General features: G+C 66.1%; 6 protein-coding genes. All 6 read left to right on the forward strand.

The window, feature by feature from the left end; translation table 11 throughout:
* Positions 1 to 226: 226 nt before the first annotated feature.
* Positions 227 to 1978, forward strand: coding sequence for a ShlB/FhaC/HecB family hemolysin secretion/activation protein (locus tag VIM12_RS14390; RefSeq protein ID WP_331942350.1), 1752 nt, complete (start codon positions 227 to 229; stop codon positions 1976 to 1978).
* A 31-nt stretch (positions 1979 to 2009) separates the two neighbouring features.
* Positions 2010 to 11450, forward strand: coding sequence for a hemagglutinin repeat-containing protein (locus tag VIM12_RS14395; protein WP_331942351.1), 9441 nt, complete (start codon positions 2010 to 2012; stop codon positions 11448 to 11450).
* Between the two features lie 218 nt (positions 11451 to 11668).
* The gene (locus VIM12_RS14400) at positions 11669 to 12313 is read left to right on the forward strand and encodes a DUF4230 domain-containing protein (protein ID WP_331942352.1); all 645 of its coding nucleotides are present in this window, start codon (positions 11669 to 11671) and stop codon (positions 12311 to 12313) included.
* Between the two features lie 139 nt (positions 12314 to 12452).
* Positions 12453 to 13613: an acyl-CoA dehydrogenase family protein gene (locus VIM12_RS14405; RefSeq protein ID WP_331942353.1), complete on the forward strand. Its 1161-nt coding sequence runs from the start codon at positions 12453 to 12455 to the stop codon at positions 13611 to 13613.
* A 199-nt stretch (positions 13614 to 13812) separates the two neighbouring features.
* On the forward strand, positions 13813 to 14097 hold the full coding sequence (locus VIM12_RS14410; RefSeq protein ID WP_331942354.1) for a hypothetical protein: 285 nt from the start codon (positions 13813 to 13815) through the stop codon (positions 14095 to 14097).
* Positions 14098 to 14559: 462 nt separating this feature from the next.
* Positions 14560 to 16575, forward strand: coding sequence for a hybrid sensor histidine kinase/response regulator (locus VIM12_RS14415; RefSeq protein ID WP_331942355.1), 2016 nt, complete (start codon positions 14560 to 14562; stop codon positions 16573 to 16575).
* The last annotated feature ends 158 nt before the right edge of the window (positions 16576 to 16733 follow it).

The raw sequence follows: 16733 nt of genomic DNA on the forward strand, positions 1-16733 counted from the left end.
TCCTGCCTCAGCGCCATCTGGTTTCCCTTGTTGCTCCTTCGCAACCGAACGCACCGATTCCGCGATTTCTCTTATTTCTCTCTAGAAATCTTCGGCCAGCATCAGTACTGTTACACCTCGTAATATTTCTTCAGAGAATTCTCCTTCTCCTGCGGTTGCCCCGTTGCGTCAATAGCCGAAGATCCACCAAACCCGCCAGTTACTGCTTCATCCCCCGGAAATACCCATGCCCTTGCATCATCCACGCAGCTATTCGCCCAGGTCGGCGCGACGCCTGCAATTCCTGTTTTGCCTCAGCGTCGCCTTGGCGCCCGCCGCATTTGCCCAGACTGCCGCAGACACGCGCGAAGCCGCACGGCAGGCCGAGATCCTGCAGCGTCAGAATCAGGAGCGGGTACAACGCGAGCTGGAGGCCATCACCGAGCCGCGGCGCGTGCCGTCCGGCATCGACACCGACAGCCTGGTTCCCAGGATCGACGCTTCCGGCATTGGCAGGAAATGCCGTGACATCCGCGAGATCGTGATCACCGGGTCGCCGAACCTGAGCGAGCGGGTGCGGGAGGACATTTCCCGCCGCTTCACTGGGCAGTGCCTGGGCGTCGGCGAGATCGAGCAGATCCTGGGCGAGATCACCAAGGATTACATCGGCCGCGGCTTCATCACCACGCGCGCCTACCTGCCGCAGCAGGACCTGAGCAGCGGCAGGCTGGAGATCACCGTGCTGGAAGGCGTGATCGAGGAGATCATGCTTGAAGACGGCGGCAAGGACAGCATCCGTATCGGCACCGTGTTCCCCGATGCCGGCGAGCTGTTCAACCTGCGGGATTTCGAGCAGGGCATCGACCAGGTCAACAAGCTCTCTTCCAACAACGCGCAGCTCGACATACAGCCGGGCGACCGGCCGGGGGCGAGCAAGGTGGTCATCCGCAACGCGCCGCGCACGCCGCTGCATGCGTCGCTCAGCGTGGACAACCAGGGTTCGGAAGGCACGGGCAAGACCCAGCTTGGCGCCAGCGTCATCGGCGACAGCCTGCTCAGCCTCAACGAACTGCTGCTGTTCAGCCACCGGCAATCGCATCCCGACACCACGCGCCGCACCTTTTCCGCCAGCGACAGCGCCAGCTTCGTGCTGCCGCTGCGCTATTCCACCTTCTCGGTCTCGGCCAGCCGCTCGCGCTACGTCAGCACGCTGCACATGCCGAGCGGCCTCGACCTCCGCGCCACCGGCAACAGCGCCAACGATACCTGGCGGCTGGACCGGGTGATGTATCGGGACCAGGCCACGCGCCTGACCATGTCGGGCACGCTCAACATCAAGAATTCGAAGAACTACCTGGCGGGCGAATACCTGGCGGTGAGCAGCCGGAAGCTGTCGGTGCTCGATCTCGACGCCAGCTTCAGCACTGGTGTTGCCGGCGGCGTGCTGGAGATTGCACCCGGCATCTCGCGCGGCCTCGATTTCGCCGGTGCTCTCGAAGACCCGGGCTATCTGCCTGGCTATGCGCCGCGCGCGCAGTTCAACAAGTACAAGCTTGCGCTGAGCTACTTCCGGCCGTTCCAGGTGGGCGGGACCAACTTCAGCATCTCCACCAGCTTCACCGGGCAGCGTTCGGAGCATACGCTGTACGGTTCGGAGCAGTTGCTCATCGGCGGCATCTACAGCGTGCGCGGCTTCGTGAAGAACGCGCTGTCCGGCGACAACGGCTTCTTCATCCGCAATGACCTGGCTGCCCAGCCTGTCGTCAACCTCGCCGGCACCCAGCTGCCGCTGCGCGTCTACGCGGGCCTCGACTACGGCAAGGTGAGCAACCGCGTGGCGGACATTCCCAGCGGCGAGCTGATCGGCTGCGCGATCGGCATCTCGACTGCATGGAAGGGCCTCAGCGTGGACATCTCCAACGCCCGTCCGATTTCCATGCCCAGTTTCTTTCATCGCGAAGGCTCCCAGACCTGGGTGCGCCTGAATTATTCGATCTGACCCAGAGCCGACCATGGACAAGCATGCAAGTATGAACCGCGCCTACCGTATCGTATGGAGCGCCGCCCGCGGCGCCTACGTCGTCGCATCGGAAATCGCCCGCGGGCGCAGCAAGGCGAGCCGTTCGACGCGGGCCAAGGCGATTGCCGCCGCCGCGGTCGGCGCCGTCATCCTCGGCCCGCCCGCGCTGGCCCAGGTGGTGCCGGCGACCACCGTGGTCCCGGTCGCCGGGGGCAAGGCCAATGCCTACATTTCGCCGAACGGCGTGCCGGTGGTGAACATCAATACCGCCAACGGCGCCGGCGTCTCGCACAACCAGTACACCCGGTACGATGTGCAGACCAACGGCATGGTGCTCAACAACGGCAATACGTCGCAGGCGGCGAGGCAGTCGCAGCTGGCGGGACAGGTGGTCGGCAACGTCAACCTGGCAGCCGAAGCCAGGGTGATCCTGAACGAAGTGGTGGCGCCGAACCGCAGCGCGCTCAACGGCTTCACCGAAGTGCTCGGCGGCCGCGCCGACGTCATCGTCGCCAACCCGTATGGCATCACCTGCTCCGGTTGCGGCTTCATCAACACCGACCGCGTCACCCTCACCACCGGCACGCCGAACTTCGGCTATGACGGCAGCGTGACCGGCTTCAGCGTCAATCGTGGCGACATCCTGGTCAACGGCGGCGGCCTGAACACCAGCGCCCAGCAGATCCTCGACCTGGTCACCCGGTCGGTACGGATCGACGGCCAGATCAATACCGCCGCTGGCGGCAGCATCGGCATCTTCACCGGGCTCAACCAGTGGAGCTACGTGACGCGGGAAGTCACCGGCGGCACCGCGCCGGCCGACGGCAAGCCGGCCTATGCGATCGACTCCACCGCGCTGGGCGGCATGTATGCCGGCCGTATCCGGATCATCGCCACCGAAGCAGGCGTCGGCGTGCGCATGCTCGGCGACGCCGCCGCCAGCGCCGACGACTTCACGCTGACGTCCGCCGGCAAGGTGGACATCAGGAGCAAGGTATCGGCGGAACGCGACCTGGCGCTGACCAGCACGGCGGGCGGCAGCGACGCGATCCGACTGAGCGACGCCAGCCTGTCGGCCAAGCGCAAGCTCGACTTCACCGCCGCTGGCGGCGGCGCCACGATCTCCGGCGGCACGCTGGTTGCCGGAACCGATCTCACCGGTGTCCTCGGCAGCCTGACCGACGACGCGAGCAGCACCGGCGGCGCCGACAACAACAAGCGGTTCGCGGCAGGCAGGCTGACCCTGGATGTGAGCGGCGCGGCCAGCCTGGATGGCGTCAGCTATGGAGCCGGCGGCGCACTGATGACGGATACCGGGAATCTCGCGGTAGGCGCCGGTGGTGGCACGCTCTACGCGGGCAGCACGCTGGACCTCACGGCGGACCAGGGCGACCTGTCGCTGGGTACTGCCGGCATTCGCGCGAAGAATGACCTGAACCTGTCCGCAAGCGGCGCGATCAGTACGGTGAACGGTGCTGCGCAGGGCATCCAGAGCGCCGACGGCAACCTGACGCTGAACGCAGGCAACGGCCTGCACAATGCCGGCACCATCACCGCCGATGCGGGCAGCATGACCGCCCGTATCGACGGCACGGCGTCCAACAGCGGCACGCTGCACGCCGGCGGGACGCTGGACCTGGCCGACCGCAACGGCGGCGGCGGCGAAAGCCTGGTCAACAGCGGCACCCTGGTTGCCGATGGCGCCCTGCGCGTGCGGGCGGACAGCGTCAGCAACACCGGCGCGATCCAGGGAACCGCCGGCACCACACTGTCGGCCGCAAAGCTGGAGAACGCGGGCACCTTCATCGCCTCCGACGTCCGCGGCGCTGCCGCAAGCATTACGCTCAGCGGCAGCTTCGACAACAGCGGCACGCTGCAAGGCAAGGGCGCGCTGAACGTCGACGCCGCCGGCAGCCTGACCAACAGCGGCGACCTGTTCGCGCTTTCCACCGCCAATGGCGGCAGCGCGGGCGCGATGCGCATGACCGGCGAAACGATCAGCAACAGCGGCACCATCGACGCCGCCGGCACCCTGCTGGCCAGCGCGGCCGCCAACACCGGCACCAGCTTCAGCAACAGCGGCGCACTGCAGGCGACCGGCAGCATGACGCTCCATGCCGGCGCCGCGCTCGACAACAGCGGCACGGTGATCGGCGACGCCGACGTCAGCGTCAGCACCGCGGCCGGCAATTTCACGGTGACCAACAGCGGCCTGATGCAAGCCGGCACGCGGCTGGACATTGGCGACGCCAACCATGTCGCGGCCAGCATCGCCAACCTCGCCGACGCTGCGATGCTGGCCGGCCAGCTCAGCATCCGGGCCGGCGCGGTGACGAACGCCGGCGCGATCCAGGCCAACGCCGGGACGACGCTGGCGGCAGCCCGGCTCGACAACGCGGGCACTTTCATTGCCTCCGACATCAGCGGCGCGGCCGCCAGCCTTGCGCTCAGCGACAGCTTCGACAACAGCGGCATACTGCAAGGCAAGGGCGCAGTGACGATCGATGCTGCCGGTGCCTGGACCAACAGCGGTGGTCTGTTCGCGTTCTCCGCCGAAAGCGGCGGCAGCAATGGTGCAATGCAGATCTCCGGTGACACGTTCGACAACAGCGGCACCATCGACGCCGGCGGCACGCTGCTTGCGAGTGCGGCCGCCGCGGACGGCACCAGCTTCCGCAACAGCGGTGGGCTCCACGCGAATGGCGACATGCGGTTGAATACCGGTGCGGCGATCGGGAACAGCGGCACGGTAATCGGCGAAGCCGGCGTCATGCTGAGCACCGCCGGCGGTAATTTCACCGTGGCCAACGCCGGCCTGATCCAGGCAGGAACGCAACTGGCGATCGGCGAAACCGGCCACGCGGCGTCCAGCCTGAGCAATCAGGCGGACGGCGTGCTGCTCGCCAACCAGCTGGACATCAAGGCCGGCGTCGTCTCCAACGCGGGCACGGTGCAGGCGACCGCCGGCACTGCCGTTTCCGGCGCCAGCTTCAGCAACACCGGTACCTTCCTCGCCAGCACCAGCAATGGCGCCGACGGCAGCCTGAGCTTCAGCGGCCCGGTCGACAACCAGGGGACGCTGCAGTCGGCGGGCGGCCTTGCGCTTGCGACTTCCGGCGCGATGGTCAACGGCGGCAAGATCGTCGCCGCCGGCGGCAGCGACACGCTGGCACTCCGCGGCGCGGCGCTCGACAACGCCGGCAGCATCGAAGCGGGCAATGCGCTCAGCCTGACCGCCACCGGCGCCTCCGGCACCACGCTCCTCAATAGCGGCCAGGTGCATGCGCGCGGTGTAATGGCGGTGGCCAGTGGCGGCAGTATCGTCAATCACGCGGCCGGAAAGCTGATCGCCGACGGCGCGCTGACGATGAGCACAGGCCCGTCGGCGCTGGAGTTCGCCAACGCCGGACGCATCCAGTCCGGCGCAGCGATGACGCTGAACCTGGGCAATCCCGTCAGCCTGCGCAACCAGTCCGACGGCACTCTCTTTGCCGGCACGACGCTGCATCTCTCCAGCGGGAATGTCGACAACCAGGGGCGCGTCACGGCCATGGGCGGCACGACGATGAACGTGGCGTCGCTCGTCAACGGCAGCAGCAGCAATCACCGGGCGGTGATCCTGGGCGCGGTCGAGAGCGGCGCCAGCATGATCAGCGCCAGCGGTGCGCTGGATAACTTTGGCGCCATCCATGCCAATGACAACCTGACGATCACCGCAGCCGGTATCAGCAACCGCAATACCGGCGGCCTGTCCTCGCTGGCTGCATTGAACCTCGAGGCGAGCGGCGCGGGCGACATCGACAACCACGGTGCCCTGTACGCGGGCAGCGCGCTCAACCTGACCGCCACCGGGGATGCCATCATCAACCGCGCCGGCACCGGCACGATGGACAGCAGCGGCACCATCACGACCAGCAGCGCGGACTTCACCAACAACAATGCCGTCGTCGCCAGCGGCGACATCCGCATCACCGCGACCAGCAGCTTCAGGAACGAGACGGTGGTCGGGGGCAGGACCATCACCAAGACACTGGGCGCGGCGTTCAATACCCGCAACTGGCGGGAGAACAAGATCGCCGGCGAGGCCTCCTTCGACTATGGCTCGAACGTGTGGGTGGTGGACGAGGATTATTCGCGGCGCGAACAACTGGTGGGGATCTCCGAGGAGGAACTGGCTGCCTTGCCGAAGGCGCAGATCGTCGCCAACGGCAGCAACAGCACGCTTGTCCTGAACTACGGCGGCAGCGGACTCAACAAAATCGCCGTGATGTCGGCGCCGACGATGACGATCAGCGGCAGCGGCACCTTCACCAACGAGGACCTGACGCTGCACCAGTTCGAATACACCCGGCGCTGGATACGCGTCGAGGATGAAAGCTCGGACGACGACGATTTCGTGACCTGGGCAAGCATCAGCACCAGCCGCAAGACCTGGGACGGCAATCCGGACGACTGCGACGGCGCCTGCAACTGGCATGACTGGAACCCGGGTGCGGGCTGGACACGCAGCGATCATGTCGCCGGCGACGGCTTCCCCGGCTGGCTGCAGGACTGGGCGCGGGATCGCGCGATGGATGGCGCCATCCGCAGCGGCGCACAAGTGGAGAAGCGATTCGGCGCCGGCATCTTCGCCACCGCGCTCAGCTTCACCGGTGGCACCCTGAACAACGCCAGCTCGCCGTACCCGGACGATCCAAGCCGGGTCAAGGCAGGCGGCGCCGTGGGCGGGAACGTGACGGCCAAGTCGGCCACCGGGGCGACCGCGGGCAGTGCCGGCGCCGTCATCGGCGCCAGCGGCAAGACGGCCGCGACCGCCGGCGCCATCACCGGGGCAGGCAGGGCCAGCAGCGGCAGCCGGGCCGGCGTGGTGCCCGGCAGTGCCATCTCCTTTGGCGGACTCAATCTCACCGTACCCACGAATCCGAACGGTTACTTCGTGCCGGCCGAGGATCCGGATGCCCGCTACCTGGTGGAGACCAATCCGCTTTTCAACGTCGGCTCCAACTTCGTCGGCTCCGACTATCTGGCGGTGCGCTACGGCTACAACCCGGATACGGTGCAGAAGCGTCTCGGCGATGCCAACTACGAGGCCTACCTGATCCGCCAGCAGCTGATCAACCAGACCGGCAGCAACATCCTCAAGGGCTACGGCGACGAAGCCGCGCAGATGCAGCGCCTGATGGACCAGGCGGCGGACCAGGGCAAGACGCTCGGCCTCAAGTTCGGCCAGGCGCCGACGCCGGGGCAGCTTGCCGGTCTCGCGCAGGACATCGTGTGGATGGTGGAGACCACGGTCGGCGGCCAGAAGGTGCTGGCGCCGGTGGTGTACCTCGCCGCCAGCACCAGGGCGATGGTGGAAGGCGGCGCGGTCATCGCCGCCACCGACATGAAGCTCGACGTCGCATCGCTGAACAATACCGGCGGCACGATCAAGGGCGACAACACGCTCGCGATCGCGTCGAAGGGCGACATCACCAACACCGGCGGCAACATCAAGGGCGGCGACGTCAGCCTGAAGTCGACCGAGGGCAGCATCAGGAACGAAACGGTGGCCGAAGGCGCGGGCGACGACAGCTCCTACGCCACCGTCATCGGCAAGACCGCCGGCATCACGGCGACCGGCAAGCTCGACCTCGATGCCGCCAAGGACATCACGGTCAAGGGCGCGGTGGTGAAAGGCGAGGGCGATGTTTCGCTCGCCGCCGGCAACGACGTGACCTTCGACACCATCGTCGACAAGCGCGCCGAGACCACTTACAAGCGGACCGGCGGCTTGTTCTCCAGCGGGTCGGAGACGAACAACGTCATCACCACCACCAACATCGGCTCCACCCTCGGTGCCGGCGGCAACCTGAAGATCAGGAGCGGCAACGACACCACGATCGCCGGCTCGAGCGTGGAAGTTGGCGGCGACATGAAGGTGGATGCGGGCGGCAATTTCAACGTCCTTGCGCGCCAGGACACGGTCGAAAGCCATACCATCTCCACCGTCAGCGGACTCGGTGTCGGCGGCGGCCTGTACGGCACCAGCGAAACCAAGACCGATGCGTTCAAGGGCACCAATGTCGGCTCCGGCATCAAGGTCGGCGGCGACGCCACCGTGAGCGGCAAGACCATGACGCTGGAAGGATCGAAGATGGATGTGGGCGGCACAGCCGACCTCGATGTCAAGGAAGTCAAGCTGTTGGCGGGCAAGGACGAGGAGCGCACGACCACCACCACCAAGACCACCACCTTCCTGAAGATCGATTCCGAATCCGGCGCCGAAGCCAGTGCGGAAGCCGGCGCCAAGGCCGGCAAGGGATCGGCCAGCGCCAACGCCAGCGCCGAAGCGAGCGCGGAATCGAGCCAGGAACTCAAGCTGGCCGAGATGACTACCTCGACCACGCGGCATGAGAAGAGCACCGCGGTGGTATCCAGCCTGACGGTCGGCAAGGACCTCAAGGTGAAGAACGCCGACAAGATGGTGCTGGAAGGCGCCAACCTCGAAGTCGGCGGCGACGCCGACCTCAACGTCAAGGACCTGCAGGTGCTGACCGCGAAGAATACCGAGAGCACCACGACCAGCACCACGGTCAATTCCGTCGGCCTGTATATCGACAGCGAAGCCAAGGCGGAAGCCTCGGCCGGCGCGCGCGCCAGCGCCAACAGCCTGTCGGCGAAGGCGGCGGCCGAGGCCAGCGCGGAGGCAAGCTCGACCGCGACCCTCGGCTGGCGCGGCAAGCAGAGCGACTCGCTGGAGGAAAGCCTGACCAACACCGCCGCCAACATCAAGATCGGCGGCAACCTGAAGACCAACGGCGACAAGGCAACGTTCGTGGGCGCCAATGTCGAGGTCGGCGGCGACGTCGACATGCAGGCCAGGGACATCCAGATGCTCGCGGCGCAGGACACCACGCGCTCGACCAGCAGCAGCAGCCAGCATACCGCGGGCCTGTACATCGACGGCGGCGCCAGTGCCGAGGCCAGCGCCAAGGCCAGCGCCCAGAGCAACATGGGCCTGGCGCCGGGCGCGGGTGCCGAAGTGTCGGCGGAGGCCAAGGCGGAAGCCAGCACCGGCGTGCATTACCAGTACAAGGGCGAGAAGAGCGAGGAAGGCAGCAGCACCGCCGTGGTCTCCACCTTCAAGGTCGGCGGCAACATGAACCGCAAGGCGGAAAACATCACCGACCAGGGCACCTCCTACGAGGTCGGCGGCGACTTCAACCAGGAAGCCAAGACCATCACCATGAAGGCGGCGGAGAACAGCTCCTACTCCAGCGAATCGAGCACCATGCACGATGCCAAGATCGGCCTCTATGCGGAAGCGCACGCCGAGGCCGGCGCCAAGGCGAATGCCGGGGTGATCGGCGCGGGCAGCGGAACGACCACCGACGCCGGCGCCGGCGTCGGGGTGAAGGCACGGTATGAGCACAACAGTGCATCGTCCAGCGAGAGCAGCTCGGAAGCGGTGACGGTGTCGATCAAGAGCGGCGGCAACATCAACTCGAGAAGCAGCGGCAAGACCACGATCGAGGGCGCCAATATCGAAGGCAAGGGCGACGTGTCGCTGGAGGCGGGCTCGCTCGATTTCAAGGCGGCGAAGAACACCAGCACCAGTTCGGAAAGTTCGCGCGAGGCCATGGGCGAAGTCAAGGTCGACCTCAACGTGCAGAACGGCAGCCTGAATGCCGAGTACGGCCAGGAGGGCAGCAAGTCGTCCAGTTCGGATGCGGTGGTCGGCAGCATCAAGGGCGGCAACATCAAGGTCAAGACCACCGAGGGCGACGCCCGCTTCGAAGGTACCAATCTCGATGCGGATGGCAAGATCGGCATCGATGCCAAGGGTGACGTGAAGTTCGACGCGGCCCGCAACGAGGCGCAGGCCAGCAGCAATGCGTTCAATGCGGATCTGTCGCTGTCCGCAAGCAAGGGCTCCGGCGGCGAGAGCGGCGACCGGAGCCTGGGCGCAGGGGTGGGCTACAACCAGTCCAAGGCCTCGTCCAGCACCGCCGTCACCTCCGGCCTGAATGCCAAGGGCGGCATCGATATTTCGGCCGGACGCAATGCCAGCTTCGAGGGAACGCAGCTGGCGACCGAAGGCGATGCCTCCGTGAAGGCCGGTGGCGATGTCGCCTTCAACGCCGCGAAGAACACCCAGTCAAGCAGCAGCGTGCGCGCCGAACTGCGGGCCGAGATGGAAAGCGGCGGCGAGGAATCGAGCAAGGGCGGCAAGCTGGGCGCCGGCTTCGAGCTTAACGACAAGGTCGACTCCGCCACCAGCAGCGTCAACGCAGGCGGCAAGCTGACCGTCAGCGGCAGGAATGTCGTCAGCCAGGAGGCCGAACTCAAGGGTGACGCAGGCAAGGAAATCAGCGGCAACCTGGTCCAGACCAAGGCGGAACGGAAGGACACGTCTGTCGGTGCCGACTTCGATATCGCGGGCGAAAGCAAGACCGCGAAGAAGCCCGGCGGTGGCCAGAACGGCGGCAATGGTGGTGATGGTGTCAAGGGCGCTGGCGATTCGGCGAGCAGCACGGCGGGCAAGACGACGTCGGCAAACGATGCGACGCCGTCCGCCTCCAGGACCGGCGACAACAAGCCTGACAACAAGGCCGACAACAAGGCCGACAACAAGGCCGCCGCCGGTACGCCGCAGAAGCCTGCCGACGGCAAGTCGCCCGCCGCCGATGCTGCCCAGGCGGGAGATGCCTCCAGGCCGGCGGCCAGCGCCAAAGCCGGCGACAGCGCGAAACCGAGCGACAGCACCAGGCCGGCGCAAGCCGAAGGCAAGCCGCAGGCGCAGCAGCAAGCCAAACCGGAGACGCCGGCGCGCACGCAAGTCGTTGCGCAGAAGCCGGCCGGGGAAAAGGGCGCCGAAGGCGGTACGCAGAAGTTCGCGCCCGCTGCCGCGTCCAGCAACGGGGCGCAGAAGGCGGTGCCCAACAAGGGCCCGGGCACCACCTTCCCGAAGGCGCCCACCGGACGCCTCCCCGCGGGTGGCGCGAACAAGCCCGCAGGAAGCGGGACGCAGGCGGACAATGCCAGGGCGACCGGCAATACTCCACCGAAGCCGGCTTCTGCCGCGCCCGGCGCCTCCTTCGGCAAGGCGCCGACAGGAAGGCTGCCGGAGAAGGCGGCAAAGAAGCCGGCAGCCGTCGCAGCGCCGGTGGCGACGAAGGCAAAACCGGGCGCAGCCGACGGCAAGGCCGGGACGGCGGCAAAAAAGCCTGCCGCCGACGCCACGCCTGAGGGCAGCAAGCCGGCGAACGGCAAGGCAAATGTTCCGGCCCAGCCTGCCGGTACCCAGGCCGAAACCGGCGCCAAAACGCCTGCCGCAGCCCCGGCGCCGGCGGCAACCCCGACGCCGGCCGCCCCGGCAAAGCCGCAGCGTTCAGGCGGCGTAGGCCTCGGGGAAAACATGGTGAAGGAGATGAAGGAAGTTGCCCTGCCGGAAGGCGGCAAGGAGTAATTCCCTACCCTGCGACGGGCGATGCCCTGAAGCGCCCGGCTCGCGCCGGGCGTTTCTTTTTGCTGCCTGTTTTTGTTCCGCGCCGTCGGCGTCCACCCGAGCGGCGTCCGCCTGATGCACAGGCCTGCCCGCCGCGGCGTACCGGCCGCCTTTCGCCGTCGGTAGCAGCATTGCAACACCACTGCCGTCATGTCATAGTCGGACGCGTGGACCTGTTGATGCAGAAAGAAAAGCCGATGGCGATTTCCCCCAGATTGACATGGATGCTGTCCCTGGCCGCCGCCGCAGCCGTCGGGGTCGCCGGTACCTGGCTGCTCGCGCCGAGGCTGTCACCGGCAGCGCCTCCGCCCATCGTTTCGCTTGAAAAGATGGGAGACCTGGTGGCGGTGAAGCTGAACTACTCGGACGTCTTCGAATTCACGCAGAAACGAACGCTCGATATCCCGTGGTCCCAGTGGGAGTTGCGGCTCGGGGGCACGAAAGTCCTGCTGGTGGCGCGCGGGGATTGCACGGTGGCGACCAACCTGGGAAGCGCCAGGTATGAGCAGGTGAATGGTGAGGAACGCAGGCTCACCGTCGTTCTTCCGTCGCCGCGTCCCCTGCAGGCGAGGATAAACCACGCGCCGAGGGAAAAGGGAGGGTCTTTCTTCTACGCGGTGACGAGCGAAGGCATCGAGCCCTTCGTTCCCGACTCCCGGAACCGGACGCAGGCGATCAACAACGCCCTGGCCCTTGTGCAGAAGAACATCGAGCGCGCCTGCGGCGAGACGCACGTCATTGCAACCGCGAAGCAGAGCACCGAGGACGTGTTGCGCGCTGCGTTCAGCGCAACCGGATGGACGCCGGCCTTCGTGTGGAAATAGCCAGTCACGATGAAGCGCATCGGCTTGCCGGTCCGCGGCTCGCCGCGTACAGCGTCTGCGGCGATTCCGATCCCGCGCGCGAGCCGTAGCAGCCCGGATGGATAACGATACAGACACGCTGCGAGTAACAGGAGACGATATGGAAACGCTGACACGTTCGATTTTCACCGCGGAGCACGATGCCTTTCGGGATCAGGTGCGCCGCTTCTGTGAAAATGAGATAGCGCCGCACCACGCGGCATGGGAAAGCGCACAGGGCGTGCCGCGCGAGGTGTGGATGCGCGCCGGCCAGTACGGACTGCTGTGCTGCTGGCTGCCGGAATCCGCGGGCGGACCCGGCGGCGACCTGCTGCACGACTTCATCGTGTCCGAGGAGCTCGGCAGGATAGGGGCGACGGGCCCGGGCTTTTCGCTCCATTCCGTCATCGTCACCCCCTATATCGCGCATCATGCCGCGGACAGCCTGAAGCAGCGCGTCCTGCCCCGCATGGCGTGCGGGGAGCTGATCGGCGCGGTCGCCATGACGGAGCCGGGGACCGGGAGCGATCTCGCCAGCATCGCGACCAGGGCCGAGCGCAACGGGGACGGGTGGATCATCAACGGGCAGAAGACATTCATCACCAATGGCAACAACAGCGACGTCATCGTGGTCGCCTGCAAGACAGACGCGGAGCGCGGCGCACAGGGGATCTCGCTGTTTGTCGTGACGGCCGACATGCCCGGCTTCTCGCGCGGGAGGAACCTGCACAAGATCGGCCAGCATGCGCAGGACACCGCGGAGCTGTACTTCGACAATGTCGAAGTGCCGCGGGACCATCTGCTGGGGCAGGAAAACAAGGGGTTCCGGTACCTGATGCAGGAGCTGGCACAGGAGCGCCTGCTGATTTCGGTCCAGTGCCAGGCGCGCGCGGAAGCGGTCCTCGACTGGACGCTGGCGTATGTGAAGGACCGCAAGGCGTTCCGGCAGCGCATCGCGGATTTCCAGAATACCCGCTTCAAGCTTGCCGGTCTGTTCGCGGAACTACAGGCGGGGCGGGCCTACTGCGATCGCCTGATCGAGATGCACCTTGCGGGAAAGCTGGATGCCGTCGGCGCATCGGCCGGCAAGCTCTGGCATTCGGAACTCCTCGGCAGGGTGGCGGATGAGTGCCTGCAGCTGCACGGCGGCTACGGTTACATGCATGAGTATCCGGTCGCGCGGGCCTATGCCGACGCGCGTATCGAGCGCATCTACGGCGGAACCTCGGAAATCATGAAGGAGATCATCGCCAGGTCGATTTGCGACGCGCCGAAGACCTGACCGCCGCCTCCTGCTTTTCCTGTCATCAGCGCCGGATAGTGCTTCCAGTCCGCTGACGCGGCCGCCGCGCACGGTGACGGCTTTCGATCGTGCAGGTCCGTTTAGCCCCGCCGGGGAACGCAAGCGGCGGGCGGGAACCCAAGCAAGGGAGTTGCATGACCGCGAGCGGGATGCAAGCCACGTTACATGACTGGAGGTTATGATGTTGAGGGACAAGTTAAGTGGTGTATTGGTTGCGCTGGGCCTCCTTGCGGGACTGGGCGCATGCCAGAACAAGGACGACGCGACCGCGGGTAAAGGACCTGCGGAAAAAGCTGGCGCCCAGGTCGACGCTGCGGCCGCCAAGGCGGGAGAGGCACTCAACAAGGCGGGCGAAAAGACCGGGCAGGCATTGCAGTCCGCCGGTGAGAAGACGGGTGAGGCAGTGAAGGAAGGCGGCGAGAAGCTGGAGAACACCGCAAAAGATGCGCAGACGAAGGAGTGAATGCCGCTGTGTCGGCCACGATGCCGGGTACATGCCGGTTTCGGGATAGGCCGGCGCTGCCGATGTTCGGGTCTGGCCCTGGAAGAACGCGCTCGATGACGTGCCGGCCACCCTGCAATCAGGGACAGCCGGATCGATGGCAAGGCCAGTGTAACGCGGGATTCTCCGTCGATTTGCCTTGCCGCACCTTGACTGCCCGTGAGTTCGCCAGCGACGGCAGGCAGGCCGCAACGCATGCGGCCTGCCTGCCGTCATAGTGGTCCGCATCCTTGCCGGTCTGCACGGAAATGCCTCGGACCGCGCGCGGCGTGAGGAGCCGGCCAGCAATTTCGCCGTTACCGGAGGTTGCCGCCGTCGGCGAACCTGTTCGCGGGTGCAATCCTCTAACCGTCGATCCTGCGCCAATCCTGTACGCCGCAGGCGCTGCAATCGCGGCACTTCCCGGGGTATCACAGGTGCAACATGAACGACAACGCAACAAGGAGCCTCGCTTCGCTCAAGTTTCTCGAAGGCGGCGGAACCACCGGCGCGATGATGCGCGCCCACGACTGGTCGCAATCCCCGCTCGATCATCCCCGGACATGGCCTCCCGCGCTGCGCACCGCGGTCGGCATGATGATTCACAGCGATTTTCCGATGTTCATTGCCTGGGGGGCGGCACTCGGTTTCCTGTACAACGACGCCTATATCCAGGTGCTCGGCGGGAAACATCCTGCCGCAATGGGAAGGCCCTTCCATGCCATCTGGTCGGAGATCTGGCATGACGTCCATCCATTGATCGAACGCGCACTTGCGGGCGAGTCCACCTACCGGGAGAACCTGCCGTTGCTGATGGATCGTCATGGCTACAACGAGCAGACCTGGTTCACCTTCGCCTATTCACCCCTCCATGACGAGCACGGCGAGGTGAAGGGCATCTACTGCACCTGCGTGGAAACCACGGCGCAGGTGCTGGCGGAAAAATATCGCAACGAAGAGAACAACCGCTTCCGCACGCTGTTCGACCAGGCGCCGGGCTTCATGGCCATCCTGCGCGGCCCCCAACATGTGTTTGACCTGACCAACACCGCGTACTTGCAGCTGGTAGGGCATCGCCCGATCGTCGGCAAGCCGGTGCGGGAGGCGCTGCCGGAGGTGGTCGGACAGGGTTTCCTGGACCTGCTCGGCCATGTCTATGCGACCGGAGAGACCTATGTCGGCCGATCCATGCCCATCAAGCTGCAGCGCGAGCCGCACGGGTCACTGGAGGAGCGTTATGTCGATTTCGTCTACCAGCCCATCCGCGACGCCAGTGGCGTTGTCACCGGCATTTTCGCGGAGGGCAGCGATGTCACGGAGCGCAAGCAGGCCGAGGACGAGCTGCGCGCCGCGAATCGCCAGAAGGACCAGTTCCTGGCAATGCTTGCGCATGAACTGCGGAACCCGCTTGCACCGATCACGTCAGCGGCGGAGCTGCTCAAGCTCGGCCACCTGGACGCCCAGGGCATCCAGAGCGCGAGTGCCGTCATCGCCCGGCAGGCAGAGCACATGACGGCACTGGTCGACGACCTGCTCGACATGTCGCGCGTCACGCGCGGCCTGATCACGCTCGACCGGGAAGAGCTGGATGTCAATGGCATCGTCACGAACGCGGTCGAGCAGGTGCGCGGCCTGATCGACTCGCGCCGGCATTGCCTGACGCTGCAGCTTTCCGGAGAACCCGCGCATGTGATCGGCGACCGCACCCGCCTGATCCAGGTGTTTTCCAACATCCTGAACAACGCGGCGAAATATACCCCGCCAAGAGGGCATATCACGCTCCAGGTGGAGGTCGACGATGACAGGGTCGAGGTCCGCATCCGGGATGACGGAACGGGTATCTCCCCCGAGATCCTGCCTTACGTTTTCGACTTGTTCACCCAGGCCGACAGGACACTGGCACGTTCGCAGGGCGGACTTGGCATCGGCCTCGCCCTGGTGAAGAACCTGGTCATTCTCCACGGGGGCAGTGTGGAGGCCCGCAGCGACGGGCCAAACCGGGGGAGCGAGTTCGTCGTGCGGTTGCCTCGGGCAAGGGACGCGGGAGCCGGCGTGGCGGATGAAAAGGACGACGTGCGCGCATCCGACGCACTGCGTATCCTGGTTGTCGACGACAATGCGGACGCCGCGCAGACATTGTCCCTGCTGCTTGCAGTGGGAGGGCACAAGGTGGCAGTCGAACATGACGGCGAGAGCGCGCTGCACCGGTTGCATCGCGAGCGGCCCGATGTATTGCTGCTGGATATCGGACTCCCGGACATGGACGGTTTCCAGCTTGCGCGACGCGTGCGGGCGCTGCCGAAGATGGAGCGGGCCGTATTGATTGCCCTTACCGGCTACGGCCAGACCCAGGACCGGGACGACTCGAGGGCGGCGGGCTTCGACTACCACCTGGTAAAGCCCGTCAGCCTGGAGACGCTGGCAAGGATTCTTGCGGAAATAGCCACGGCATCGCGCTGAAACGGACAGCCGGTTCTCGCCGAGGGCGATCCTGCACAGCGCGTTGCCGACCCGTACCGCGACCCCATGCGGCCATGTCCTGCCGCTTCTCGTTCCAGGCGGCTGCCTTCGGCCCGTGGCATACACCGGAGGTTACCGGGCGCAGGGTATGCACAGGT

The sequence above is a fragment of the Noviherbaspirillum sp. genome (genome assembly GCF_036563305.1).
GTDB lineage: Bacteria > Pseudomonadota > Gammaproteobacteria > Burkholderiales > Burkholderiaceae_D > Noviherbaspirillum.

What these genes read in the sequence shown, in the direction of transcription:
- VIM12_RS14400 (WP_331942352.1), top strand. Translation starts at nt 11,669, where the DNA reads ATGCAGAAAGAAAAGCCGATGGCGATTTCCCCCAGATTGACATGGATG.
- VIM12_RS14395 (WP_331942351.1), top strand. Translation starts at nt 2,010, where the DNA reads ATGAACCGCGCCTACCGTATCGTATGGAGCGCCGCCCGCGGCGCCTAC.
- VIM12_RS14410 (WP_331942354.1), top strand. Translation starts at nt 13,813, where the DNA reads ATGATGTTGAGGGACAAGTTAAGTGGTGTATTGGTTGCGCTGGGCCTC.
- VIM12_RS14390 (WP_331942350.1), top strand. Translation starts at nt 227, where the DNA reads ATGCCCTTGCATCATCCACGCAGCTATTCGCCCAGGTCGGCGCGACGC.
- VIM12_RS14405 (WP_331942353.1), top strand. Translation starts at nt 12,453, where the DNA reads ATGGAAACGCTGACACGTTCGATTTTCACCGCGGAGCACGATGCCTTT.
- VIM12_RS14415 (WP_331942355.1), top strand. Translation starts at nt 14,560, where the DNA reads ATGAACGACAACGCAACAAGGAGCCTCGCTTCGCTCAAGTTTCTCGAA.